The organism is Streptococcus pneumoniae, from assembly GCF_001457635.1.
GTDB classification, from domain to species: domain Bacteria; phylum Bacillota; class Bacilli; order Lactobacillales; family Streptococcaceae; genus Streptococcus; species Streptococcus pneumoniae.
In genome coordinates this window covers 1,604,296-1,630,830 of record NZ_LN831051.1, presented here as the reverse complement: position 1 = coordinate 1,630,830, position 26,535 = coordinate 1,604,296, and the positions used below count along the sequence as shown (strand labels likewise).

General features: G+C 33.3%; 19 protein-coding genes, 6 pseudogenes and 1 other annotated feature. Of the genes and pseudogenes, 24 read left to right on the top strand and 1 reads right to left on the bottom strand.

The features are described from left to right. Positions 1-9 precede the first annotated feature (9 nt). The 10 genes and pseudogenes from AT689_RS08610 to AT689_RS11975 all read left to right on the top strand — a co-directional run bounded on the left by AT689_RS08610 (position 10) and on the right by AT689_RS11975 (position 10,761). Entirely contained in the window at positions 10-864 is an 855-nt protein-coding gene (locus AT689_RS08610) for an ADP-ribosylglycohydrolase family protein (protein ID WP_000900020.1), read from the top strand. A 111-nt stretch (positions 865-975) separates the two neighbouring features. Further along, a complete protein-coding gene (locus tag AT689_RS08605) occupies positions 976-1,860 on the top strand; it encodes a diacylglycerol/lipid kinase family protein (protein WP_000710109.1) in 885 nt (294 codons plus the stop codon). A gap of 162 nt (positions 1,861-2,022) precedes the next feature. Then, positions 2,023-3,760 (top strand): annotated as a pseudogene (locus tag AT689_RS08600) (glycoside hydrolase family 13 protein). A 274-nt stretch (positions 3,761-4,034) separates the two neighbouring features. Continuing rightward, complete coding sequence (locus AT689_RS08590; RefSeq protein ID WP_000500470.1) at positions 4,035-4,490, top strand: hypothetical protein; 456 nt, start codon at positions 4,035-4,037, stop codon at positions 4,488-4,490. 444 nt (positions 4,491-4,934) lie between these two features. Then, a complete protein-coding gene (gene pezA / locus AT689_RS08585; RefSeq protein ID WP_000579612.1) occupies positions 4,935-5,411 on the top strand; it encodes a type II toxin-antitoxin system antitoxin PezA in 477 nt (158 codons plus the stop codon). After that, the gene (gene pezT, locus AT689_RS08580; RefSeq protein WP_000405367.1) at positions 5,411-6,172 is read left to right on the top strand and encodes a type II toxin-antitoxin system toxin PezT; all 762 of its coding nucleotides are present in this window, start codon (positions 5,411-5,413) and stop codon (positions 6,170-6,172) included. Before pezA ends, pezT begins: the two co-directional genes overlap by 1 nt. 27 nt (positions 6,173-6,199) lie before the next feature. After that, on the top strand, positions 6,200-7,357 hold the full coding sequence (locus tag AT689_RS08575) for a hypothetical protein (RefSeq protein ID WP_001213953.1): 1,158 nt from the start codon (positions 6,200-6,202) through the stop codon (positions 7,355-7,357). An 818-nt stretch (positions 7,358-8,175) separates the two neighbouring features. Then, on the top strand, positions 8,176-8,535 hold the full coding sequence (locus AT689_RS08570; RefSeq protein ID WP_000003746.1) for an SAG1252 family conjugative relaxosome accessory protein: 360 nt from the start codon (positions 8,176-8,178) through the stop codon (positions 8,533-8,535). Positions 8,536-8,544: 9 nt separating this feature from the next. Further along, positions 8,545-8,909 (top strand): annotated as a pseudogene (locus tag AT689_RS08565) (MobC family plasmid mobilization relaxosome protein). Next, positions 8,896-10,761: pseudogene (locus tag AT689_RS11975) on the top strand (SAG1250 family conjugative relaxase). The pseudogenes AT689_RS08565 and AT689_RS11975 overlap by 14 nt, the downstream one beginning before the upstream one ends. Before the next feature lie 44 nt (positions 10,762-10,805). On the opposite strand, the pseudogene AT689_RS12610 reads toward AT689_RS11975, so the two are convergent. Next, a pseudogene (locus tag AT689_RS12610) lies at positions 10,806-11,658 on the bottom strand (Rgg family transcriptional regulator). 81 nt (positions 11,659-11,739) lie between these two features. Here AT689_RS12610 and AT689_RS12605 point away from each other — a divergent pair. The 14 genes and pseudogenes from AT689_RS12605 to trpX all read left to right on the top strand — a co-directional run bounded on the left by AT689_RS12605 (position 11,740) and on the right by trpX (position 26,472). Continuing rightward, entirely contained in the window at positions 11,740-11,811 is a 72-nt protein-coding gene (locus AT689_RS12605; protein ID WP_001810617.1) for an SHP2/SHP3 family peptide pheromone, read from the top strand. Positions 11,812-11,914: 103 nt separating this feature from the next. Further along, positions 11,915-12,784: an NAD(P)-binding domain-containing protein gene (locus tag AT689_RS08545; protein ID WP_000680920.1), complete on the top strand. Its 870-nt coding sequence runs from the start codon at positions 11,915-11,917 to the stop codon at positions 12,782-12,784. Between the two features lie 7 nt (positions 12,785-12,791). Further along, on the top strand, positions 12,792-13,493 hold the full coding sequence (locus AT689_RS08540; RefSeq protein WP_223687579.1) for a nucleotidyltransferase family protein: 702 nt from the start codon (positions 12,792-12,794) through the stop codon (positions 13,491-13,493). Then, a complete protein-coding gene (locus AT689_RS08535; RefSeq protein WP_000586362.1) occupies positions 13,490-14,020 on the top strand; it encodes a hypothetical protein in 531 nt (176 codons plus the stop codon). The genes AT689_RS08540 and AT689_RS08535 overlap by 4 nt, the downstream gene beginning before the upstream one ends. Positions 14,021-14,023: 3 nt before the next feature. Further along, complete coding sequence (locus AT689_RS08530; protein WP_000490587.1) at positions 14,024-15,118, top strand: hypothetical protein; 1,095 nt, start codon at positions 14,024-14,026, stop codon at positions 15,116-15,118. 2 nt (positions 15,119-15,120) lie between these two features. After that, complete coding sequence (locus AT689_RS08525; protein WP_000620361.1) at positions 15,121-15,792, top strand: hypothetical protein; 672 nt, start codon at positions 15,121-15,123, stop codon at positions 15,790-15,792. A gap of 1 nt (position 15,793) precedes the next feature. Then, positions 15,794-16,822 carry a UDP-glucose 4-epimerase GalE gene (galE, locus tag AT689_RS08520; protein WP_000838665.1) on the top strand — a complete coding sequence of 343 codons (1,029 nt, stop codon included), beginning with the start codon at positions 15,794-15,796 and terminating at the stop codon, positions 16,820-16,822. A 23-nt stretch (positions 16,823-16,845) separates the two neighbouring features. Further along, complete coding sequence (locus AT689_RS08515) at positions 16,846-18,090, top strand: ATP-grasp domain-containing protein (RefSeq protein WP_000548394.1); 1,245 nt, start codon at positions 16,846-16,848, stop codon at positions 18,088-18,090. Between the two features lies 1 nt (position 18,091). After that, a pseudogene (locus tag AT689_RS11960) lies at positions 18,092-19,303 on the top strand (MFS transporter). A gap of 679 nt (positions 19,304-19,982) precedes the next feature. Beyond that, entirely contained in the window at positions 19,983-20,204 is a 222-nt protein-coding gene (locus AT689_RS08500) for a helix-turn-helix domain-containing protein (protein ID WP_000286245.1), read from the top strand. Positions 20,205-20,651: 447 nt separating this feature from the next. Beyond that, positions 20,652-20,966 (top strand): annotated as a pseudogene (locus AT689_RS11950) (helix-turn-helix domain-containing protein); the annotation flags it as partial. A 143-nt stretch (positions 20,967-21,109) separates the two neighbouring features. After that, the gene (gene ftsW / locus AT689_RS08490; RefSeq protein ID WP_000703361.1) at positions 21,110-22,339 is read left to right on the top strand and encodes a cell division peptidoglycan polymerase FtsW; all 1,230 of its coding nucleotides are present in this window, start codon (positions 21,110-21,112) and stop codon (positions 22,337-22,339) included. A 19-nt stretch (positions 22,340-22,358) separates the two neighbouring features. Beyond that, positions 22,359-25,055 carry a phosphoenolpyruvate carboxylase gene (ppc, locus tag AT689_RS08485; protein WP_000058197.1) on the top strand — a complete coding sequence of 899 codons (2,697 nt, stop codon included), beginning with the start codon at positions 22,359-22,361 and terminating at the stop codon, positions 25,053-25,055. 82 nt (positions 25,056-25,137) lie between these two features. Further along, positions 25,138-25,355, top strand: a binding site (T-box leader). Between the two features lie 112 nt (positions 25,356-25,467). Next, a complete protein-coding gene (gene trpX / locus AT689_RS08480) occupies positions 25,468-26,472 on the top strand; it encodes a tryptophan ABC transporter substrate-binding protein (RefSeq protein WP_000792168.1) in 1,005 nt (334 codons plus the stop codon). The last annotated feature ends 63 nt before the right edge of the window (positions 26,473-26,535 follow it).

Here is a 26,535-nt window from a genome sequence, read left to right as displayed (position 1 = left end):
AGGAATCTGATGCTTGGAGCAATTATTGGAGATATTGTCGGTTCTGTTTACGAATGGAACAATATCAAAACAAAGGACTTTCCTTTATTTCGGAAGGACTGCTTTTTTACAGATGACACGGTTATGACCTGTGCTGTTGCAGAAGCAATTATGAATGGTGGACAAAAAGACGATTTCATTGACGCGATGAAGAAATATGGCAGAATGTATCCGAATGCTGATTACGGTGCTCGGTTTAATGCATGGCTAAACAGCGATAACCGTGAGCCTTATAATAGCTTTGGGAATGGATCAGCTATGCGTATTTCTCCATGTGCTTGGATCATGGACTGTGGTTTTTATGCGAAAACTGGTATGTGGCCATCATCTAGAGGACTTACGAGTCTTTCTGCAGAGGTAACTCATAATCATCCAGAAGGTGTCAAAGGCGCTATGGCTACAGCTGATGCTATCTTTCTATGTCGTTTTTACTTTGGTGGTTATTGTAGAGAGTACGAGCAATCAATTAACGACAATCCTACAGAGTGTAAAAGACGAATTAAGGATTATATAGAAAAAGAATACGATTACAATCTATCTCAAACTTTAGATGAAATCCGTCCTAACTATCGTTTTAACGAAACATGTCAGGAAACTGTCCCTCAAGCCATTATCGCCTTTCTTGAAAGTAGAGACTTCGAAGATGCGATAAGAAATGCCATCTCACTTGGTGGCGACAGTGATACTCTCGCAGCAATCACTTGTAGCATAGCAGAGGCAGCTTACGGTATTCCTGATTGGATCAAGGATAAGGCCTATTCTTACTTGGATGAACCCTTAAAGGATGTAGTTAGGCGATGGGAAAATAGAATAAAAGCGTATTAATCTCCAGTATGTCAGATTTCTCTTTTCTGTATTTTCATTGTATAATAGGATTACATTTACTTGCATACGACGAAATGTAAACATTTCTGTTTAAAATTAAGGATAAAATCAATGAAAAAAGCAATGGTAATTATCAACCCTACTTCTGGTGGCGAGAAGGCTTTGGATTACAAAGAAAAGCTGGAGAATAAAGCAAAAGAATACTTTGAATATGTTGAAACCAAAATTACCGAAAAAGCGCTGGATGCAACACATTTTGCTGAAGAAGCTTCTCGTGAGCAGTATGATGCAGTGGTTGTGTTTGGTGGAGATGGAACTGTCAATGAAGTCATTTCAGGTATTGATGAGAGAGACTACATTCCTAAGTTAGGGATTATCCCAGGCGGTACGGGTAACCTCATTACAAAACTTTTGGAAATCAATCAAGACATCGATGGCGCAATTGACGAACTGGATTTTGATTTAATCAATAAGATTGATATCGGTAAAGCAAATGACAACTATTTTGGTTATATCTTTAGTATCGGTTCTCTGCCTGAGGCGATTCACAATGTTGAAATAGAGGACAAAACAAAATTCGGTATTTTAACCTATGCTGTAAATACCATGAAGTCTGTCATGACAGATCAGGTCTTTAACATTAAGGTTGAGACAGAAAATGGAAATTATGTTGGTGAAGCTAGCCATGTTTTGGTCCTTTTGACAAATTACTTCGCTGATAAGAAAATCTTTGAAGAAAACAAGGACGGCTATGCCAACATTTTGATTCTGAAAGATGCCTCTATATTCTCCAAATTATCCGTCATTCCTGATTTATTAAAAGGGGATGTTGTCGCAAATGATAATATCGAGTATATCAAAGCGCGTAATATTAAAATCTCTTCAGATAGTGAATTGGAGTCAGATGTTGACGGAGATAAATCAGATAACCTACCTGTAGAAATCAAAGTCCTAGCTCAGCGAGTAGAAGTATTTTCAAAACCGAAAGAGGATTAGTATATAGAGAAAGCCTTTTTTAAGGCTTTTTGTATACTTTAAAAGATAGTTCCTTTAACAACGGACATTCCTTGCAAATAGTTTACAAAAATAGTATACTGGATTCATTGAGTTTGAAAACGTTTGCGTAAAATTTGAATGAATACTTTAGGAGACAAATTGATGGAATTGAGTGCTATTTACCATAGGCCTGAGTCGGAGTATGCCTATCTTTATAAGGATAAGAAACTCCATATTCGAATTCGAACTAAGAAAGGGGACATTGAAAGCATCAACTTGCACTATGGGGACCCTTTTATCTTTATGGAGGAGTTTTATCAGGATACAAAAGAAATGGTCAAGATAACTTCTGGTACCTTATTTGACCATTGGCAGGTTGAAGTGTCAGTTGACTTTGCACGTATCCAGTATCTCTTTGAGCTCAGAGATACAGAAGGTCAAAATATTTTGTATGGCGATAAAGGGTGTGTGGAAAATTCTCTAGAAAATCTTCATGCAATTGGGAATGGATTTAAGTTGCCTTATCTTCAAGATTGATGCCTGCAAGGTTCCTGACTGGGTTTCAAATACGGTATGGTATCAGATATTTCCTGAAAGATTTGCCAATGGCAATGCTCTATTAAACCCAGAAGGGACTTTAGACTGGGATTCATCTGTCACACCTAAGAGCGATGATTTCTTTGGTGGTGATTTACAGGGGATTATTGATCATATGGATTACTTGCAAGACTTGGGTATTACTGGACTATATCTTTGTCCCATCTTTGAATCTACAAGCAATCACAAGTACAATACGACAGATTACTTTGAAATTGACCGTCATTTTGGAGACAAGGAGACCTTTCGGGAACTGGTGGATCAAGCGCATCATCGTGGCATGAAAGTCATGCTGGATGCGGTATTTAATCATATTGGTTCGCAATCTCTTCAATGGAAAAATGTCGTCAAAAATGGTGAACAGTCTGCTTATAAGGATTGGTTCCATATTCAACAATTCCCAGTGACAACTGAAAAGCTAGTTAATAAGAGAGACTTACCCTATCATGTTTTTGGTTTCGAGGACTATATGCCTAAGCTAAATACAGCCAATCCAGAGGTCAAGAATTATCTTTTAAAGGTTGCGACTTATTGGATTGAAGAGTTTAATATCGATGCTTGGCGTTTGGATGTGGCTAATGAGATTGACCATCAGTTCTGGAAGGATTTTCGTAAGGCAGTTTTAGCTAAAAATCCTGATCTTTATATCCTAGGAGAAGTCTGGCATACATCTCAGCCTTGGCTAAATGGAGATGAGTTCCATGCCATCATGAATTATCCTTTATCTGATAGTATCAAGGACTATTTCTTACGAGGAATTAAGAAGACAGACCAGTTCATCGATGAAATCAATGGAGAGTCTATGTATTACAAGCAGCAGATTTCAGAGGTCATGTTTAATCTCTTGGATTCACATGATACAGAGCGAATCCTGTGGACGGCCAATGAAGATGTTCAACTGGTTAAATCAGCCTTAGCCTTTCTCTTTTTACAAAAAGGAACACCGTGCATTTATTACGGAACCGAGCTAGCCTTGACTGGAGGACCAGATCCAGATTGTCGTCGTTGTATGCCTTGGGAACGTGTATCAAGTGACAATGATATGCTGAACTTTATGAAGAGGCTGATTAAGATTCGGAAATACGCGTCAGTAATTATTTCGCATGGCAAGTATAGCCTTCAAGAAATCAAATCTGATTTAGTAGCTCTGGAATGGAAATACGAAGGACGGATCCTCAAAGCAATATTCAACCAATCAACAGAAGATTATCTTTTAGAGAAAGAAGCAGTAGCACTAGCAAGCAATTGCCAAGAATTGGAGAATCAGCTTGTCATCTCTCCAGATGGATTTGTGATTTTCTAAAAACTAGTTGATGAAGATTATGGTACATTTCATATCTTATATAGTATAATAAGGCTAGTTACTAAACTTGTAAAGGAGAACTTAAATGAATTGTAGAGGACATGAAACAAGACAAAGAATTGTTAGAGATTTTGAAGTTTAGCCTAAAGCACATATTAAGCTGTTAGCAAATCAACAAAAACATAGTGATGCAGGAGCAACTATTGAAGATGAATATTATGTATTTATCGCTGAGAGTAAAATTGATGGCAAGAAGGAAGTTATTCAGTGTTGCATGGGTGCGGCAAGGGATTTTTTAGAACTAATTAATCACAAAGGGCTACCTCTTTTTAATCCACTTGTAGGTGATTCTCATGTAAATAATAGACAAGAATATGACAATACAGGGAGTGGAAATTTACAACCTGAAAAGTGGAATGAAACTGCAAAGCAGCTTTATAATGCTATAATGTGGTTGATTATTTTATGGAATGCTAAGCCGGATACACCTTTATTTAATTTTAAAGACGAAGTAATTAAGTATAAAACATATGAGCCTTTTGAAAGCAGTATAAAAAGAGTAAATACTACTATAAAGAAAGGTAGTAAAGGGAAAACTCTGACTGAGATGATTAATGGCTACAGAGCGGATAACGATATTAGAGATGAAATTTGTAACTTTAATATTCTGAAAAATAAAATTCGTGATATGAAAGACCAACAAGGAAATACAATGGAATCTTACTTTTAGTTATTGTTGAATTTTGGGTATTCTATAAAATATCCTAATTGAGATTTAAATAGTAGACTATACAATATAGTTAAAATATCAGTAAAAACAACACTTTATTGAGGTATTGGATACGCTTTGCTAATAGCCTAATAATCACATGTGGAGTGTTGCTACAACGAAAAAGGTGATAATCCTTGATTTCAAGCTATTTTATAAGCATTTTGTCTTTGTAGATAAAGGCAATTTTGACAATAAAAATCCTAAAAGGTGAATCGTTATAGATGTATTTGTAGATATCGTTTGCGCATCGAAAAAATTAATACAAGAATAAATATTTATGGCTCTTTAGGTGACTTTTATAGAAGTAAAGTTTAGGATAGAAAAACAAGAAATAACGCACCAAAATTGGTGTATTATGCTTTTTTATGCTATAATGGATTTATAAAAATAAAGGAGTTTGCTATGATTGGAAAGAACATAAAATCCTTACGTAAAACACATGACTTAACACAACCCGAATTTGCACGAATTATAGGAATTTCTCGAAATAGCTTGAGTCGTTATGAAAATGGAACGAGTTCAGTCTCTACGGAATTAATTGACATCATTTGTCAGAAGTTTAATGTATCTTATGTCGATATTGTAGGAGAAGATAAAATGCTCAATCCTGTTGAAGATTATGAATTGACTTTGAAAATTGAAATTGTGAAAGAAAGAGGTGCTAATCTATTATCTCGACTCTATCGTTATCAAGATAGTCAGGGAATTAGCATTGATGATGAATCTAATCCTTGGATTTTAATGAGTGATGATCTATCTGACTTGATTCATACGAATATCTATTTAGTAGAAACTTTTGATGAAATAGAGAGATATAGTGGCTATTTGGATGGAATTGAACGTATGTTAGAGATATCTGAAAAGCGGATGGTAGCTTAATGGAAATCCAAGATTATACTGATAGTGAATTCAAACATGCTTTAGCAAGGAATCTTCGTTCACTGACAAGAGGAAAAAAGTCCAGTAAACAACCTATAGCGATTTTGCTTGGAGGTCAAAGTGGTGCCGGTAAGACTACAATTCATCGTATTAAACAGAAAGAATTTCAAGGAAATATTGTTATCATAGATGGTGATAGTTTTCGTTCTCAGCATCCACACTATTTAGAACTGCAGCAAGAATATGGCAAAGACAGTGTAGAATATACCAAAGATTTTGCAGGAAAAATGGTAGAGTCTTTAGTAACAAAATTGAGTAGTTTGAGATACAATCTTTTGATAGAGGGAACTTTACGAACAGTTGATGTTCCAAAGAAAACGGCACAACTCTTGAAAAATAAGGGATATGAAGTACAATTAGCCTTGATTGCGACAAAGCCTAAGCTGTCCTATCTGAGCACTCTTATTCGATACGAAGAACTGTACGCTATCAATCCAAATCAAGCACGCGCAACACCAAAAGAACATCATGATTTCATTGTAAATCATCTAGTTGATAATACACGACAATTGGAAGAACTAGCTATTTTTGAAAGAATTCAAATTTACCAACGAGATAGAAGTTGTGTATATGATTCAAAAGAAAATACAACTTCAGCAGCAGATGTTCTTCATGAGTTATTGTTTGGAGAGTGGAGTCAGGTAGAAAAGGAGATGTTGAGGGTAGGGGAAAAGAGACTTAATGAATTACTTGAAAAATAAACAATTGATATTTTTAGGAGAGTAGAAATGAGAGGGTTTAATAACAAGATAAAGTCTGTTTATCAAGAACTAACAAATTCCAAAGAGAAATTCGGTAGCTTTCACAAGACTTTAATTCATTTGCATACACCTGTTTCTTATGATTACAAGCTATTTTCTAATTGGACTGCAACGAAATATAGAAAAATTACTGAAGATGAACTATATGATATATTTTTTGAAAATAAGAAAATAAAAGTTGATAAGACAATTTTTTTTAGTAATTTTGATAAGGTTGTTTTTTCTAGTTCAAAAGAATATATTAGTTTTCTTATGTTAGCAGAGGCAATCATAAAAAATGGAATAGAAATAGTTGTAGTAACTGATCATAATACTACCAAAGGTATTAAAAAGTTACAAATGGCAGTCTCAATCATAATGAAAAATTATCCGATTTATGATATACATCCTCATATTTTACATGGAGTAGAAATTAGTGCAGCAGATAAATTGCATATTGTATGTATATATGATTATGAACAAGAATCATGGGTTAATCAATGGTTAAGTGAAAATATTATAAGTAAGAAAGATGGAAGTTATCAACATTCACTGACTATAATGAAGGATTTCAATAATCAAAAAATAGTTAACTATATTGCTCATTTCAATAGTTATGACATTTTGAAAAAAGGTTCTCACTTATCAGGTGCATATAAACGAAAAATTTTTTCTAAAGAAAATACACGATTTTTGGAGTTTAATATTAACTCGAAAGAATCTTCGCAACAACTTGATATTCTCTATAAAGAAGTTGGTGTATTAAGTTTGGGACAAAAAGTTGTAGCCATGCTTGATTTTTTATTAGCATATAGTGACTATTCTAAAGACTTCAGACCATTGATTATTGATCAGCCTGAAGACAATCTAGACAATCGTTATATTTACAGGCATTTAGTTCAGCAGTTTAGAGATGTGAAAGCTCAACGTCAAATTATTTTAGCAACACATAATGCTACAATTGTAACAAATTCTATGACAGATCAAGTTGTTATTATGGAGTCAGATGGAGTTAACGGATGGATTGAATCACAGGGATATGTTAGTGAAAAATATATAAAAAATCATATCATCAATCAATTAGAGGGAGGAAAAGATTCCTTCAAGCATAAAATGTCTATATATGAGACGGCTTTATCAGAGTAGAGTCAGAAAAAGTAGGTTAGAAATTTAGCCTACTTTTTTCTTTGTTCGACAGGCATAGTGTACATCTGAGGTCCAAGTCCTCTGTGGATATTTGCTGCAGATGAAACCAATAGCGACTCCTAAGCCTGAATATCGTGAGGTAGGGGGGATAGGAAGGAATTAGCGAAATCAAGGTTCTACAAACAGAATCGTGACTTGAAGCCATATATAGCGGATGAGGAACTCTAAAATCCAAATAGGTGTCGTAACCTATATACGTAAATTACGAGAGTAAACTAGGAAAGATGTACGGCTTATTCCGTGAGCGTTTAGGACGTAGTACAACGAATCATGGGAGTCAGCTGAACACATAGTATTGAAGAAATTTCTGTAATGGAAATGGAGCGAAGAAGTGAACAATTAAATGAATACCTCTCTAATTAAATTTGTCAATTCTAATTCCTGGTATGAAAAGACAGTGACCTAAAAATGTAAACGATGGGAGCTGATCATAAATATAGGACGGTACATGCAGTGGTGTTAGAGATTAGTCCCTACTTGATTTGTGATAACTTCCCCAACTTTCTTCTGCTATACTTTTCTCAACTTTTAAAAATCCAACTAAGAATTTTACCTGGGAGTTTGGGGGCGTAGCCACCAAGTTATCTTATGGTTAGCTGTCAAAACTGGAAGGTTTTGGTTAGCTGGCGATATGATTTTTTGGGTATTGTGACCACAATGCCTGAGCTCGCAAAGACCGAACAAGGACTTTAAGAAATTTCCCGTATGACACACGGGGTCGGGGTTTACCCGAGAAAGGATGAAAGTGAGGAAAAGAGATGTCTGAACAGTACCGTGACATTCGAAAAGAGGTAAATCTAACCGCAGATGAGCTAAAACAGATTGAAAAAATGATGGAGGTTGATAATTATCGTCACTTTTCACCATTCGTCAGGGATAAAATTTTGATGACTGATGACAAACAGTTAGCTGCCAAAGAATGGTTTTCCCTTTGGCAGTCTCAAAAGTTTGAACAGATCAGTCGAGATGTGCATTTGGTTTTGATTATCGCAAGAGAGAATCATCAAGTGACTCAAGAGCACGTCTCAATCTTATTGACTTGTGTTCAAGAATTAATTGTAGAAGTCAATCAAGCTCAGCCACTCAGTCGTGAATTCTGTGAAAAATATATGGGATAGGAGACTGCTATGGTTTATCGTTATCGTACTAATCTAAAAAAATATTTCTAACTGATTCAGAATTGAATTAATTAAATGATCGTATTACTAAGAGTCACTGTCAAAATTTCTCAGTCTACGCCAGAAAAGTTTTGCTTAATCCCAATATGTCATTTGTCACGATTAACACTGATACTTATGAACAGTTAGTGTTTGAATTGAGGAGGATTGGAAATAACATCAATCAAATTGCGCGTGCGATTAATCAAAGCCATCTGATTTCTCAGGACCAATTACAAGAATTGAGTAAAGGAGTCGGAGAGTTAATTAAGGAAGTGGACAAAGAATTTCAAGTGGAGGTGAAAAGACTGAAGGAGTTTCATGGTAGTTACTAAATACTTTGCGACGCACGGAAAAAAATATCGTAGGCGTTTGATTAAATATATCCTCAATCCAGATAAAACAGATAATCTAAAATTAGTATCTGATTTTGGCATGAGTAATTACTTAGATTTTCCTAGCCATGCAGAAATGGTAGAAATGTACAATGTTAACTTTACTAATAACGACAAGTTGTACGAGTCCAGAAATGACCGACAAGAAAAACACCAACAAACTATTCATGCCCATCATCTCATCCAATCATTTTCTCCTGAAGATAATCTGACACCTGAAGAAATTAACCGCATTGGTTATGAGACCATGATGGAATTGACAGGAGGTCGTTTTAAGTTTATCGTAGCAACTCACACAGACAAAGATCATGTTCATAATCACATCCTAATTAACGCTATTGACCGCAATTCAGATAAAAAGTTGATATGGAACTATGCCTTGGAACGAAACCTCCGTATGATTTCAGACCGTATTTCTAAAATGGCTGGTGCAAAAATTATTGAGAAACGTTATTCCTATCGAGATTATAAAAAATATAAGGAATCTAGTCATAAATTTGAATTGAAACAACGTCTTTATTTTTTGCTTCAGCAATCTAAATCGTTTGATGATTTTTTAGAGAAAGCAAAGCAGTTGCATGTTCAGATTGATTTTAGTCAAAAGCATAGCCGTTTTTTGATGACAGATAGAACGATGATAAAACCAATTCGAGGTCGCCAACTTAGTAAACGAGATTTATATGATGAAGACTTTTTTAAAACATATTTTGCCAAACAAGAGATTGAAAGTCATTTAGAATTTTTGTTGAACCGTGTCAATTCTTTAGAAGAGTTAATAACAAAAGCAAAAGAATTGAATCTAACCATTGACTTAAAACAAAAAAATGTAACTTTTATCCTGGAAGAAGATAATCAAAAGATAAGTTTGGGTCATAAAAAAATAAGTGATAAGAAATTATATGATGTCAAATTTTTTCAAGATTATTTTAAAAATAAGGAAGTCGTTGCTTCAGAAGGATTAGAGAATTTATAGGAACAGTACCATGCTTTCCAAGAAGAACGAGATAAGGATAAAGTATCCACTGAAGAGATTGAGGAAGCCTTTGAGATATTTAAGGAAAAGAGAGATGCTGTTCGTGAATTTGAAGTGGAACTTGCAGAGAACCAAATAGAGAAGCTAGTTGATGAGGGAATTTATATCAAAGTGTCTTTTGGTATTAAGCAGAGTGGTCTTATTTTCATTCCCAATTATCAATTGGATACTATGGAAGAAGACAATCAGAAAAAATATAAAGTCTACATTCGAGAAACGTCTTCTTACTTTGTCTATAATAAAGAAAACATGGATAATAATTGTTTCATCAAGGGTAGGACCTTAATCAGACAATTGAGCAACGATAGCCAAAAACTCCCCTATAGACGACCAACTTTAAAAAGTCTTCAAGAGAAGATTTCTAAAATTAATCTTATGATTGAACTATCTAACACGAACAAACAATACCAAGAAATCAAAGATGAGCTTGTATTAGAAATTGCAGAGATTGATATGCAGCTAGAAGAAACCCAAGAAAAAATCGCCACCTTAAACAAGATGGCGGAAGTCCTTATCAATTTGAAGAGTGAAGATCATGAGACTAGAAAATTAGCTAAGTATGATTTTGACCAAATGAACATGACGGAATCAATAATGTTAGATCGACTCAATACGGATATTTTAAAATTACAACAGGAACTTGGTAATGAAATTAATAAATATGAGGAGATAGCTAGAAGATTGGATTTGTTTGTGAAAATTATTAATACCAATAAATTTACAGTTCTAAAATTTCACGAGAATGCCTTACTAGAATAATATTATTTACGACTAATTAGTTAAAAGATAGAGAATAATTTCATTTATTTTTTATTTACTAGTTTATTAAAATGGTCAGTATAGTGTAATTTTAACTTGTATTCTCCTAAAATATCGAGAACTTGTATAGCTTGTTTCATTGTTTCAATACCACTACTTAATTGACGTTTAAATTCATAGTAACCGGTTGCATAGAGAAAAACTGTCTGTTCATAAAAGTTTAATTCATTCTCTAACAATCCCTTTATCTCATTAATTAAATAAGAGCAATTAGAAAATTCTTCTTTATCTATGCTGAGAATGAAACAATTTATAGCTAGCTGAGTGACAATCCGCTTATTTGTTTTATTTAGAGATGAGTAAATATAATTATTTAACATTTCTTTAGTTAAGTAAGAAGTAGGAGTTGTAGTTAATTGTTCGTACACAGTTACCTAATAAAATAATCTCATAATAACCCCATTTTTCAACTTTAAAGAGATAATCTGCTAGTTGAAGTAATTCATCATCTGATGGAATGATTCTTGAATCCATTGTGTGTAAAATGGATTTTACCATTGTTTTTTCAAAAGAATCTAAAGTGTAATTTGAGGAATCCGAAAGTAGAGATTGTATATTATTGATGTTTTGTAATGAATATTGTTTACGGATATACTGTATTAAGTTGGCAAATGACTCAGTTTTTGTATAGTCTTCATCGTGTAAAATAAGAAACTCATCCAAAGTAATGTGTAATTTGTCTAAAATATTGATCAGTCGGATACATGATATCTCTGACTCTCCACGTTCAAATCGGGATATTTGCGATTTTGAAAGATGCTCATCAGCAACAGAGCATAGACTGATTTGTTTGCCTTTACGAACTTTTCTAAGTGTGATGCCAAGTTTTGATTTCATAGTTTTTCCCATTTTCCCAACAAAAAGTTAACTTAGTTTTATTTATTGTACAATAAATAAAAATTGAAAGGAAGTCTAAATATGAAGAAAATTTCAAAATTTTTCCCAATTTTGATGCTAGTGATGGACATTATCATTATTGTTGGTGGTTAAATCACTTAGGTGTACACCTAAGTCTTTAGAGTATCTAAAGACTATACTTACTAGCTAAAACATATTTAAGTTAAATCGTAAAATTTTAGAGAGTGGTGAGACTTTGAAACATAAAAAAGTATTAATTATAGGGTATGGTATAATGACTCGGGGTATATTAAAAATCCTGAAACAGTCGAAAAAATATAATATATACCTATATAGTAGGCATCTAAATTCAACAATAAATGGAATAATATTTATTAGAGAAGATGAATTACCTGATGCTATAAATCAGGTTGATTTTATAATCACTTGTTTTAGTAATCATATTGAAACGGATAATTTCATTAATGAGTTTTTATTAAATATACAATCACTTCGTAAAACCATAGTAATTGATTTTACAACCTCCAGGATTGATTGCGTTGAAAAATTTAAAAAAACTGTTGAAATTAAAGGGGGATACTATATAGAGGCTCCTTTCACAGGAGGTAAGTTAGGAAGTAATAGTGGTCAACTATCAATTTTTTTACATATTGATGAAGGTGTAAACTATAATAAAAAGGAGTTAATGGAATTATTAAAATTAATTTCAAAAAAAATATACTTTTTTGAAAAGAGTACGGAACCAACAAAATTCAAGTTAATTTATAACTCGTGGGGAGCGTATTTGCTTTACTCTATTAAGCTATTCAACCCTTTACAGTATGATTTTTCACCAAAGTCTCTAGAGGTAGCGAATACAATCGTATGTAATGATGGTTGGATGAGTTTAGTATGCAACTCCAAATTAGAACAGATCAATGATCAAGATTTTGATGACATACACTTTAGAGTAGAATATATGGTAAAAGATTTAGAATATGCTAATTTTTCAGTCTTTCATGATGAAGTGAAAGAAATAAATTATTTATTACAGCAATATAGGGATTGCTTAGTAACTGATAGTGGAAAAGATTATACGGTAATAGGAAAGTATGATAACTTATAGGAATGACTTGCTGTCTAAAGAATTAGATATACTAATTTCATTTTTTAAAAAATGCGAGGTAGGAAAAATTTCACTCGTTATTACTGGTTCCTTGGCAAGAGGTAATCCAAGAATCAAGGATGGGAAATTAGAATCGGATATTGATATTCTAGTTATAGTAGACAGTATTCAGCAATTAATTAGTATAAAAAAGACTTTAGAGGGAAGGTTTCACTTTGTACATAAAATTTCTTTGATTTTTTGTTTGAAGGAAAGAATAAATCGAAGTCGTTATCGTGGAATTATTAATAGTATTAGAAGTGTAGATAATCTTTTAGTAGATAATCTGCATATAAAAAATCAAATAATAGAAGCTTTAGACTCACCTACCAATATTGTGGAGCAGACTCGCTCTATGATTCAGGAATTTTGTTATTATTCATCAAAATATTTAATTTCAAAGAATAATTATTTGGAATTAAAACTAGAAAAGTATTGGAAGGAGATTGCAACATTAAATCATATCGATAAAAAGATAAAACACCTAGATTTTGAAAGAATATTTGCTGTTTTAAAAGAACACAAAATACAAATTTTGGATTCAAGTGAATATTTTTTCCAAAATGTAAAAACTTCTGAGAATATTTATTTAGAGATGAGGGATTTAGTATCTTTGGAAAATCAAGGATTAGACTTTGAACATTGTATTTTGAGCTTGGGGGAAAGATGATAATAAATACATTAGGACCAACTGCAACAGATTGTTTTTATGCAATAAATCGTATAAAATTAAAAGTAGATGTGATTGTACTGTATGATAGTTTTGATAGTATAGTTAATTGCTTTGATAAATTAAAAGGGCAATATATATTATTACCTGTAGCTTTCGAGAGTAGTATTAAAAATTATAGTTGGAAAGATTTCAACTTTGAATATCATAAGCGGATTGAAATTGTGGATTCTTTTCACTCTTTTACTAAGGGAATGGTTCTAATCGAGAATTGTAATTATAAAATTAATAGGGCGATTATCCAACCTGCAACTGAGATTTTGATGTTAAACTATTTAAAGAAAAAAAGTATGGATCTGAGGATAGATTTTACCCATAGTAAAGTTATGGCAAATAAAAAATTTCTGGAAGAAGGTTATCGTTTTTCAATAGTAAGCCAAGAAACGATAATTAATAATGATGATATTATTATTTGTGAAACTTTCTCTCCAGAAATGATTTGGTGCTTATATAGAGTGAAAGGATAGAAAATGTTTTCTGAAATTATTAAGAAATATGATATTGTTACACTGAAAGATAGTGGTTTTTTGAGAGGTGATTGGTTCATAGGTTCAGCGTTAATGGCTCATGACTATGAAAGCCTTAAGGAAGGGATATATTTCTATCCCCAGGAAACAATTTGGACAAGAATCTTGGATTTAGAATATATAAATCCGTATTGGGAAATATATAATCAAACTTATAATTTCTTATTAGTTAATAAACAAGATTCATTAGCAATGAATTTTTTAACTAGTCTTCTAAGAGAAATAGAAGTTATTTCGTCTAAAACATTAGATTTTGTTGTTATTACTTCAAACGAACACCTAATTAGGAATTTAATTGATAGAGACTATTATATTATTACAAAAGAGATTCCATTTTTTATTGAAAACTCAAAAGTTGGAAATTATTTTAAAATTTTTGTGAAAAATGGAGGACAGTTTATTCCTATAATTGACTGTACGGAATTTAAGATTCAGTCTAAGAAATATTTTGAGATAAATATTAATAAATTCTACCTGAAACTTTTGGATTACTTTCTTCATGGAGAGATTCCAGAAAAATTTAAATTTTTTGGAAATACCTCTAATTTCAATATAGAAAGCTTGTTTCTAGAATTTATTGATAGCCAAGAAAATATTCGAGTAGTTTCCTTGTTGGATTGTCTTATTCAATTATCCTCTAAAAATATTGAAATTTCAGGAAATTATAAAGGGCACACAGTGAAAAAAATACTAAAAAAATTCGCTTTATACTCAGTAATTACCAAACTTGATATAACGAAAGTAAATCATTTATTGAGAAATGATTATATCTACTTTTTAATGAAGGAAATTGACAATATTACTAAAAAATATCCAAAGTTAATTCAAAAGTACCCTAGAGATATCTTGAGTGATAGGTATGGAATAACAAATGAAGTATATAGATACTTAATCGGAGAGAATTTACATATAAAAATTAATCATAAATTAGATGAGGTTAGATATTTTACAGATATTCCATTTATTGATACTTCACTTTCTATTGAAGAGTTTGACAAAATAGTTTCTAAAATATTAAAAATTAAAGTGGGAGGGTAACTATGATAAGATTACCAAATAAATTTAAAGGTAATAATATAACTCTAGAAGTTAAACTAAATAAAGCAGTTGATGCTAGTGTATTATACCCAGATGTTAAGTCTCTAGATCAAGAATTGTATCGACAACTACAATCAGTAGAATCATTCTATCTTACCTTTTCTGATATGTATTCAGAAATTAATGAAAATAATGAAATCTTATATACAGAAATAATCTTTAAGATACCTCTTTGTATTGGAGAAGATTATTTTAATTTTCCGGTTGTATCATATGTTTCAAATCCCTATTCGTTAATAAGAGGATTTTATCTAGGTTTTCATAAGGAATTGGACTGTAACTATGTATTTGATGATGTAGAGCTTCATTTTTTTAGGGAAGGGATTTGTGAATTTAACTTCGAATTTAAAAATCAAAATTCAATCATTACAGCAGAATTACCAAGGGAGTATAACTATCCCTTGATCTTGTTTAATAATTCCAATCTGGTTAATCAATATGGAAAATATACTTTGTTAGACATAGACAAATATAAATTAGAGTCTAGAAAGATTTTTGAATTTCCAGAAATTTCTATCGGTAACTTTCTTGGAAGTGAAGCAAAATCAAATAGGGTAATTTTTAGCCAAGATAAATTTCAAATTAATGGCATAAAGAATATGGAGGTAAATTAGCATGAAATCATTATTAATAACAGGTGGAGCAGGATACATAGGATCACATACAGTTTTGGACTTGTTAGATAATAATTATGAAGTAACAATCATTGATGATTTGAGTAACTCTAAGAAAAAAGTTATTGAGTCTATTAAGCAGATATCCAAGAAGAGTAGAAATCTTCATTTTTATAAAATTGATTTAAAAAATGAAGAAAAATTGGAAAATGTTTTTAAGAGACATAATTTTGATGGAGTAATTCATTTTGCAGGGTATAAAGCTGTTGGAGAATCCGTGGTTGAACCATTGAAGTATTATGAAAATAATTTATTATCAACTATAAATATTTTAAAACTAATGAAAAAATATAAGGTATTTAATTTTGTGTTTAGTTCATCAGCTACTGTATACGAAAGTACTCCTATCATGCCATTCTATGAGACTAATCCATTAAAAGCTTCAAACCCGTATGGGAGAACAAAACAGTATATAGAAGTACTTTTAAATGATTTGTTTATTTCGAATTCAAATTGGAAAATTGTTTGTCTGAGGTATTTTAATCCATTGGGTGCACATGAAAGTGGTGATTTAGGAGAGGATCCAAATGGAATTCCGAATAATCTTGTTCCTTACATTACACAAGTTGCAATTGGAAAATTACCATATTTAAATATATTCGGAGTTGATTACAGTACTCCTGATGGGACTTGTATAAGGGACTATGTTCACGTTAACGATTTAGCAGACGGACACAGAAAAGCATTAGAGTATATTTTTAATACAGATGAAGGTTTATATGAAGTAATCAATTTAGGAAGTGGTGTTGGTTTTAGTGTATTTGAAATCCTACACAGCTTAGAGAGTGTCATAGGCTCGTATATTCCATATAAGATAACTTCAAGGAGAGCAGGAGATATGGACGTTTCAATTGCAGATATTTCAAAAGCAGAAGAGCTACTGGGATGGAAGCCAAGGTATGATATTATGAAAATGTGCCAAGATACGTGGAAATGGCAACAGAAACATCCAAATGGATATGATGACTAATAATTGAAAGGATTGGGATTAACATGCATATAGTATTATTTAGATATTCTGCACGGGTTGTTAAACTAAAATATCTGTATAACAGAAATGTAGTAATTATTGCACCTGAGGTTCAAAGAAAAAAATATGAAGATTATCTAGCTGAAGGAAATAATCTACCTAAGGTCATTTTTTTAGAAGATTTTATTCTACCAAATATCATCTTAGAAATTAGAAGGATAAGTCAAAATACAGAAGTTGAGAGTATTACAACCTTGAGTGAGGAAGACATGGATATAGTAGGTTTTTTGAATGATCATTTTGTAGAAAAAAATACTCACTCTGTGTCTAATTTATTATTTAAAGACAAATACTTCATGCGTTCATTTTTAGTTGGAGTAGTAAATCAACCGTATTTTAGGCTTTTAGAATCAGAAAATGATTTACGTGTTTTTTGGAATAATTGTAAATCTTCTGCTGCAATTTTAAAACCTAGAAATGAAGCAGGAAGTAATGGAATAAAAAAAGTTTACCCTAACGAGAAAATTGATTCAGTGTATTTTGAAAAAAACTATATTATAGAGGAATACATTGATATCGATAACATGATAACATGTGATGGTTATTCAATTGGAAGTGAGATTAAGCGATTTTATGTTCACGAATATGAGGAACTATTGTTCAATACCTTAAGTTCTAGTGGATATTATCTTGTAAGGACTAGTTCGTTATATAATGATAGTGAAAAAATTGAATACATAGAAAAAGCATTGGAAGAATGTCGCAAAGTTTTGAATGTTTTTTCTATCAATTCTGAAATAACCCCTTTTCATTTTGAATGGTTCCTTGAATTATCAACTGGTAAAATAGTCTTTTGTGAAGTTGGAAAAAGATTTGGAGGGGGAGATATTCCCCAGTTAATTGAGGATAGTCATGGAGTTGATGTAATTAAAGAATATTGGGATATTTTGACTAATTCACAAGGATTGAAAAAAATAAATTTTTCTAAAGTGATTTCTAGACCTGCTAATATCTCAGCAACGTTTGCTTTATATAGAAAGCAAGGTAAGGTTATCGAGGTACCTGATGAAAAAGAATTGGCTTGGGCAAAAAAAGTGTACATATTTATTAAACCAAATACTTACTATAAAGTATCTGAAAATGTAGTCGAAAATTCAATGTTTGTCCAATTTAATTGCAAAAATAGTTGTGAATTTGAGAAAAGGTTAGATGAACTTAAGCACATATCACAAAAGTTTAAATATGTGATTACTGATTCGGGAGAATAAAATGATTAGAGAAGAACATCACAATATTCTATCCATTGTAGCTAGTAGGATGATATCTCGAATCGGAGATATCATGTTTGATTTCGCCAATAATACCTTTCTTGCTGGTCTTAATCCAACATCTCTATCAGTGGTTGCAATTTATCAATCATTAGAAAGTATGATAGGTGTTCTATTTAATTTATTTGGTGGAGTTATTGCAGATAGTTTCAAGCGGAAAAAAATTATTATTACTACAAATATCTTATGTGGTATTGCTTGCATAACTCTTTCATTTATATCCCAAGAAAAATGGTTGGTTTATGCGATAGTCATAACAAATGTCATTTTGGCTTTTATGAGTGCTTTTTCAGGGCCATCATACAAAGCTTTTACGAAAGAAATTGTAAAAAAGGACAGTATATCATAACTTAATTCATTGCTAGAAACAACAAGTACTGTGATTAAAGTAACAATTCCTATGATTGCAATTTTCTTATATAAGTTACTTGGAATACATGGTGTGTTATTACTAGATGGATTATCGTTTTTAATTGCTGCCTCACTAATTTTCTTCATTACTCCTGTAAATGAGGAGGTGGATACAAAAGAGAATATGACGATAAGAGGAATCTTTGATGATTTAAAAATAGGATTTACGTATGTATATAGTCATAAACAAATTCTCACTATAATTGCCCTTTCAGCACTTGTTAACTTTTTCCTAGCAGCCTATAATTTGTTGCTGCCATACAGTAATCAAATGTTTGGAAGTATTTCAAGTGGGCTATATGGAACCTTTTTAACAGCCGAAGCGATTGGTGGCTTTATTGGTGCGATATTAAGTGGATTTATCAATAAATCCTTGTCAAGCAAACGTTTAATGCTCTTTTTAGCATATTCAGGTTTGATGTTAATGCTAACAGCGCCGATCTATTATATGTTCCGCAACGTCATTATTTTAGCCTTTACTCCAGCATTATTTAGTCTATTTCTTTCCATTTTTAATATCCAATTTTTCTCTATTGTTCAAAGAGACGTAGATAATGAGTTTCTTGGCAGAGTATTTGGAATCATCTTTACGGTAGCTATTCTTTTTATGCCACTAGGTACTGTTTTTTTCTCAGTAGTTTTAAATCCTAACAATACTTTTAATTTTTTTATTATTGGTGTATCTATTACGATATTATCGCTAATATTTAGCACGCTATTGAAGAGGTATGATAGAAGTTGATAGATGATAAAAAATAGCTGATATAGAGAATTTAGAGCGCCTTTGGAATATATTTTTGGAATTTAATCAATCACAGTTGAATGTGAAGGGCAATCCTTTTTAGAAGAATACAATCAAGATACCATTATGCTATTTCTTTAGTTCAGTTAAAATATTGAGAAGTATTACTTTTATTGAAAAAGCATCACAAAGGACTCCAATTAATTTTTAATGATTTTTCTAATCTAATTTTGTGGTTATTGACAAATAAAGTCTAGTTAATTGCTTTGAAATCCATGGAGTGGTCTATATACATCTGTTAATGCAACGGAAAATTTTATTGATAAGTAGGGGGTGGCTATTATTCAGCTTTTAGGTTCTGAAAGTAAGAGATTCACATTAGAAATATCATGTTGACCATTTTTCAATTTGCTGGTTAGTAGTAATCTGGACATCATTAATCCCTTCCTTAACAAAATTATGTGACTTTTGTTACCGGATTACTGCTGATTTTTTAATAGCTTATAACATCTTTAGACGGTTAATAGATTTTGACCGTCTTTCTTAATATTGTCTTACCTATAATAGATATGCTTATGAGATATGTTTAATAAATTAATTTTAGTTCAAAATGTCCAGTTTGGACACTTTGAATGATTTCTTAGTTTTATATATTATACTTTTCTCAGGAGAAAGCTAGATGTACAGACGTTTGAGAGATTTGAGGGAAGATCACGATTTGACCCAAAAACAAATAGCTAAAATACTTTCGTTTACAGACTCAGCTTATGCTAAAATTGAACGGGGTGAGCATACGTTAACAGCAGATATATTGGTAACTCTCTCAAACTTTTACGATGTCAGTACAGACTACCTATTGGGATTGACGGATTTTCCTGATAAAATTCGCTTTAGAAAATAATCTCCTCAATTTCATAGAGTGTGAAAATGCGAAGATTTTTTTTATTTGTTCTTTGACAATTGAATAGTCCAAAATGGTACTTTCCTCATTTGTGGAGCAGATTTGAATGGTTCGCCATGATAAGAGCGATATTAAAACCATCAATAAAATAGAGCGATACTTTATATGCCATGATACAAATGATATACAATGATACTTCTGACCGTTCAGGCTGCCACCGTAAAAGAGCAGCAAGTGAAATTCTTATGATGACTTCATCAGTCATGCCATGTTGAATGTGTGAGTTTGTTAGATAAACGCAATTAATCCTCAAAAGGTTCCCCGAACCTTTTGAGTTCTACAGACGCATCACGTGGAGTGTGTAAGCTTGTTGCTAAAAGCGTAAAAACCTTGGAACGAAAGGAATAATAGACTTCCTGCGAAACAAAAATATAATACAATAAAACTATGAATGATGAAGCAAGTAAACAATTGAGCGATAGCCGTTTCAAGATCCTTGTAGGTGTTCAGCGCACGACTTTTGAAGAGATGTTAGCGGTGTTAAAAACAGCTTATCAACGTAAACGCGCAAAAGGTGGACGAAAAAGCAAATTAAGCCTAGACGATCTCCTTATGGTAACTATTCAATACATGCGAGAATAGCGCACTTATGAACAAATTGCGGCTGATTTTGGCATTCACGAAAGCAACATAATTAGTCGGAGTCAATGGATTGAAGCAACTCTTATTCAAAATGGTTTTACGATTTCAAATTCTGCCTTAATTCTGTAAAAACAGTAAAATTCGAAGGATTGTAAGGTAAGAGTTTTTTTCTTTCTGAAAAAATGGTATAATAGCAATCAAAACTAGAAAATAAAACGGAATTTGGAACAGATTTGTCTGTATCCTAGTAGAGTGGTGATACTATGAAGATTAGTAAGAGGCACTTATTAAATTATTCCATCTTGATTCCCTACTTGCTTTTATCTATTTTGGGCTTGATTGTGGTCTATTCGACCACCAGTGCTATTTTAATTGAAGAAGGCAAGAGCGCCTTGCAGTTGGTTCGAAACCAAGGAATCTTTTGGATTGTTAGTTTGATACTGATTGCCTTAATTTATAAATTGAGACTAGATTTTTTGAGAAATGAGCGACTAATCATTTTAGTTATATTAATAGAAATGCTTTTATTGTTCTTGGCTCGTTTTATTGGTATTTCAGTAAACGGGGCATACGGTTGGATTTCGGTTGCAGGAGTAACTATTCAGCCAGCTGAGTACTTAAAAATCATTATTATTTGGTATTTAGCTCACCGATTCTCCAAACAGCAAGAAGAAATAGCTACTTATGATTTTCAAGTTTTGACTCAAAATCAATGGCTTCCCCGTGCTTTTAATGATTGGCGATTCGTTCTCCTAGTTCTGATTGGAAGTTTGGGAATTTTCCCTGATTTAGGAAATGCGACTATTTTAGTCTTGGTTTCCTTGATTATGTATACAGTTAGTGGAATCGCTTATCGCTGGTTTTCAACCATTCTGGCGCTCGTATCTGCCACTTCTGTCTTTGTCTTGACCACTATCAGCCTAATCGGTGTTGAGACCTTTTCAAAAATTCCAGTATTTGGCTATGTAGCCAAGCGCTTTAGTGCCTTTTTTAATCCTTTTGCCGATCGTGCTGATGCAGGTCACCAGTTAGCTAATTCTTATTTTGCCATGGTCAATGGCGGTTGGTTTGGTCTAGGTCTTGGAAACTCGATTGAAAAACGAGGTTATTTGCCAGAAGCTCATACAGACTTTGTCTTTTCTATCGTGATTGAAGAATTTGGCTTTGTTGGTGCCAGTCTTATTTTAGCTCTCTTGTTTTTCATGATTTTGCGGATTATCTTGGTCGGTATCCGAGCGGAGAATCCTTTCAATGCCATGGTTGCACTCGGTGTCGGAGGGATGATGTTGGTTCAGGTATTTGTCAATATCGGAGGGATTTCGGGCTTGATTCCATCTACAGGAGTGACTTTCCCCTTCTTATCCCAGGGTGGAAATAGTCTTCTAGTCTTATCAGTGGCAGTAGCCTTTGTCTTAAATATTGATGCCAGTGAAAAACGCGCTAAATTGTACCGAGAATTGGAAAATCAACCAATGAACCTTCTGTTGAAGTAGGATAAAGAAAGGATAGTTTATGTCTCTTCAAAAATTAGAAAATTATAGTAATAAAAGTGTTGTGCAAGAAGAAGTCTTGATTCTAACAGAATTACTGGAAGATATTACTAAAAATATGCTTGCCCCAGAGACCTTTGAAAAAATAATACAGTTGAAAGAATTATCAACGCAGGAAGATTATCAAGGTCTAAACCGTCTAGTGACTAGCTTATCAAATGATGAAATGGTCTATATTTCACGCTATTTCTCTATCTTGCCTCTTTTGATTAATATTTCAGAGGATGTGGATTTAGCTTATGAAATCAATCATCAAAATAATATTGATCAGGACTATTTAGGTAAATTATCTACAACGATTAAATTGGTAGCAGAAAAGGAAAATGCCGTTGAGATCCTAGAACACTTGAATGTTGTCCCTGTTTTGACAGCCCATCCAACACAAGTGCAACGCAAAAGTATGTTGGATTTAACAAATCATATTCATAGTCTTTTGCGTAAATACCGTGATGTTAAGTTGGGGTTGATCAATAAAGATAAATGGTACAATGATTTGCGTCGTTACATCGAAATTATCATGCAGACAGACATGATTCGTGAGAAAAAATTAAAAGTGACTAACGAAATCACGAATGCTATGGAATATTATAACAGCTCCTTTTTGAAAGCTGTACCTCATTTGACGACGGAGTATAAGCGCTTAGCGCAAGCGCATGGTCTGAATTTAAAACAGGCTAAACCAATCACCATGGGTATGTGGATAGGTGGTGACCGTGATGGAAATCCATTTGTTACAGCAAAGACCTTGAAGCAGTCTGCACTCACTCAGTGTGAAGTCATCATGAACTACTATGATAAAAAGATTTACCAACTTTATCGTGAATTTTCTCTTTCAACTAGCATTGTCAACGTCAGCAAGCAAGTCAGAGAAATGGCTCGTCAATCCAAGGATAACTCGATTTACCGCGAAAAAGAGCTTTACCGTCGTGCCTTGTTTGATATTCAATCAAAAATTCAGGCAACTAAAACCTATCTGATTGAGGATGAAGAAGTTGGGACTCGTTATGAAACCGCCAATGATTTCTACAAGGATTTGATTGCCATTCGAGATTCTCTACTAGAAAATAAGGGCGAGTCCTTGATTTCAGGTGATTTTGTGGAATTATTGCAGGCAGTAGAGATATTTGGTTTTTACTTAGCATCAATTGATATGCGACAAGACTCTAGCGTCTATGAAGCCTGTGTGGCAGAACTCTTGAAATCAGCAGGAATTCATTCTCGTTATAGCGAGTTGAGCGAAGAAGAAAAGTGTGACCTTCTCTTGAAAGAATTAGAAGAAGATCCCCGAATTCTTTCTGCGACTCACGCAGAAAAATCAGAATTATTAGCAAAAGAATTAGCTATTTTTAAGACGGCTCGTGTTTTGAAAGATAAGTTGGGAGATGATGTCATCCGTCAGACCATCATTTCACATGCAACCAACCTTTCTGATATGCTAGAATTAGCTATTCTGTTAAAAGAAGTAGGACTGGTGGATACGGAAAGGGCGCGTGTTCAGATTGTTCCCCTTTTTGAAACAATTGAAGACTTGGATCATTCAGAGGAAACAATGAGAAAATATCTTTCTCTTAGCCTTGCCAAAAAATGGATTGACTCACGAAATAACTACCAAGAAATCATGCTTGGCTACTCTGACAGTAATAAAGATGGCGGTTACTTGTCATCATGTTGGACCCTCTACAAGGCTCAACAACAATTGACTGCTATTGGAGATGAATTTGGCGTTAAGGTTACCTTCTTCCATGGTCGTGGTGGTACTGTCGGTCGTGGTGGTGGGCCAACCTATGAAGCCATTACATCTCAACCGCTCAAGTCTATCAAGGATCGTATCCGTTTGACGGAGCAGGGTGAAGTAATTGGGAATAAATACGGTAACAAAGACGCCGCTTACTATAACCTTGAAATGCTAGTATCGGCAGCTATTAACCGTATGATTACTCAGAAGAAGAGCGATACCAATACCCCAAATCGTTATGAAGCCATTATGGATCAAGTAGTGGACCGTAGTTACGATATCTACCGTGATTTGGTCTTTGGTAATGAGCATTTCTATGATTATTTCTTCGAGTCAAGTCCAATCAAGGCTATTTCAAGTTTTAATATTGGTTCTCGTCCAGCCGCTCGTAAGACTATTACTGAAATCGGTGGTTTGCGTGCCATCCCTTGGGTATTCTCATGGTCACAGAGTCGTGTTATGTTCCCTGGATGGTACGGGGTTGGTTCAAGCTTCAAGGAATTTATCAATAAAAATCCAGAGAATATTGCTATCTTACGAGATATGTACCAAAATTGGCCTTTCTTCCAATCGCTTCTTTCAAATGTTGATATGGTTTTGTCAAAATCAAATATGAATATTGCTTTTGAATATGCTAAACTTTGTGAAGACGAGCAAGTTAAGGCCATCTATGAGACTATTTTAAATGAATGGCAAGTTACTAAGAACGTTATCTTGGCTATTGAAGGACATGACGAACTCTTAGCTGACAATCCATATCTAAAAGCTAGTCTGGATTACCGTATGCCTTACTTTAATATTCTCAACTATATTCAGTTGGAGTTGATTAAACGCCAACGTCGTGGAGAATTGTCCAGTGATCAAGAACGATTGATTCATATCACGATCAACGGAATTGCGACAGGATTGCGTAATTCAGGTTGATAATTTTCAAGAGTGAATGCTAAAAGTGAATATCAAAAAAATTCTAATAGACTATTGACAAGTAGTTTAAAAATGATATAATTTAACCATTCAGAAAAGTAATCATACAAACTTTTTAGAGAGTCTGTGGTAGCTGAAAACAGATAAGTGGCGATGATGAAAATTGGGCTGAATGCTATTTAGAATTTGAAATTATAAAAATTCGGTAAGCACACCTTACAGTGCATCTCGTTATTGCGAGACTGAGCGATAGGGAAATTCCCTATAATTGAGGTGGTACCGCGCATCGACGTCCTCACACAAGTTTTTTGTGTGAGGATTTTTTTGATGGAGGTTAGTATGGAAAGAAAACGATGGCGTCGCTTGTTTAGATAAGTGAAATATGTTAAAGGAAATAAAAAGGAGAAACAGAATGAAAAATAAACGTTTAATTGGAATTATTGCTGCATTAGCAGTCTTAGTAGCAGGAAGCTTGATTTATTCTTCAATGAATAAATCAGAAGTTCAGAATAATAAGGATGAGAAGAAAATAACCAAGATTGGTGTGCTTCAATTTGTGAGCCATCCATCCCTTGATTTGATTTATAAAGGGATCCAAGATGGACTTGCAGAAGAAGGATATAAAGATGATCAAGTTAAAATTGATTTTATGAACTCAGAAGGTGACCAAAGTAAGGTTGCGACAATGAGTAAACAATTGGTTGCAAATGGGAATGACCTTGTGGTTGGTATCGCAACACCAGCAGCCCAAGGGTTGGCTAGTGCAACAAAAGACCTACCGGTTATCATGGCCGCTATTACAGACCCAATTGGTGCTAACTTGGTTAAAGATTTGAAAAAACCAGGTGGCAACGTTACAGGGGTATCTGACCACAATCCAGCTCAACAACAAGTTGAACTCATCAAGGCTCTGACACCGAATGTGAAAACAATCGGAGCTCTTTACTCAAGTAGCGAAGACAATTCAAAAACACAGGTCGAAGAATTTAAGGCTTATGCTGAAAAAGCAGGTCTGACAGTGGAAACATTTGCAGTTCCTTCAACAAATGAAATTGCCTCAACTGTCACTGTTATGACTAGCAAGGTAGATGCTATTTGGGTTCCAATTGATAACACCATTGCATCAGGATTTCCAACGGTTGTCTCTAGCAATCAAAGTTCTAAGAAACCAGTTTATCCCAGTGCGACAGCTATGGTAGAAGTAGGTGGTTTGGCATCAGTTGTAATTGACCAACATGACCTTGGTGTGGCAACAGGTAAAATGATTGTGCAAGTCTTGAAAGGTGCAAAACCAGCCGATACCCCAGTCAATGTCTTTTCAATTGGTAAGTCAGTCATCAATAAAAAAATAGCACAAGAACTAGGTATTACTATTCCTGAGTCTGTTCTCAAAGAAGCAGGACAAGTCATCGAATAAATAAGGTAGGGGGGAGGAGACTCTTCCCATTTTTTAAAAAGATGAATATAGAAAGGATTAAAT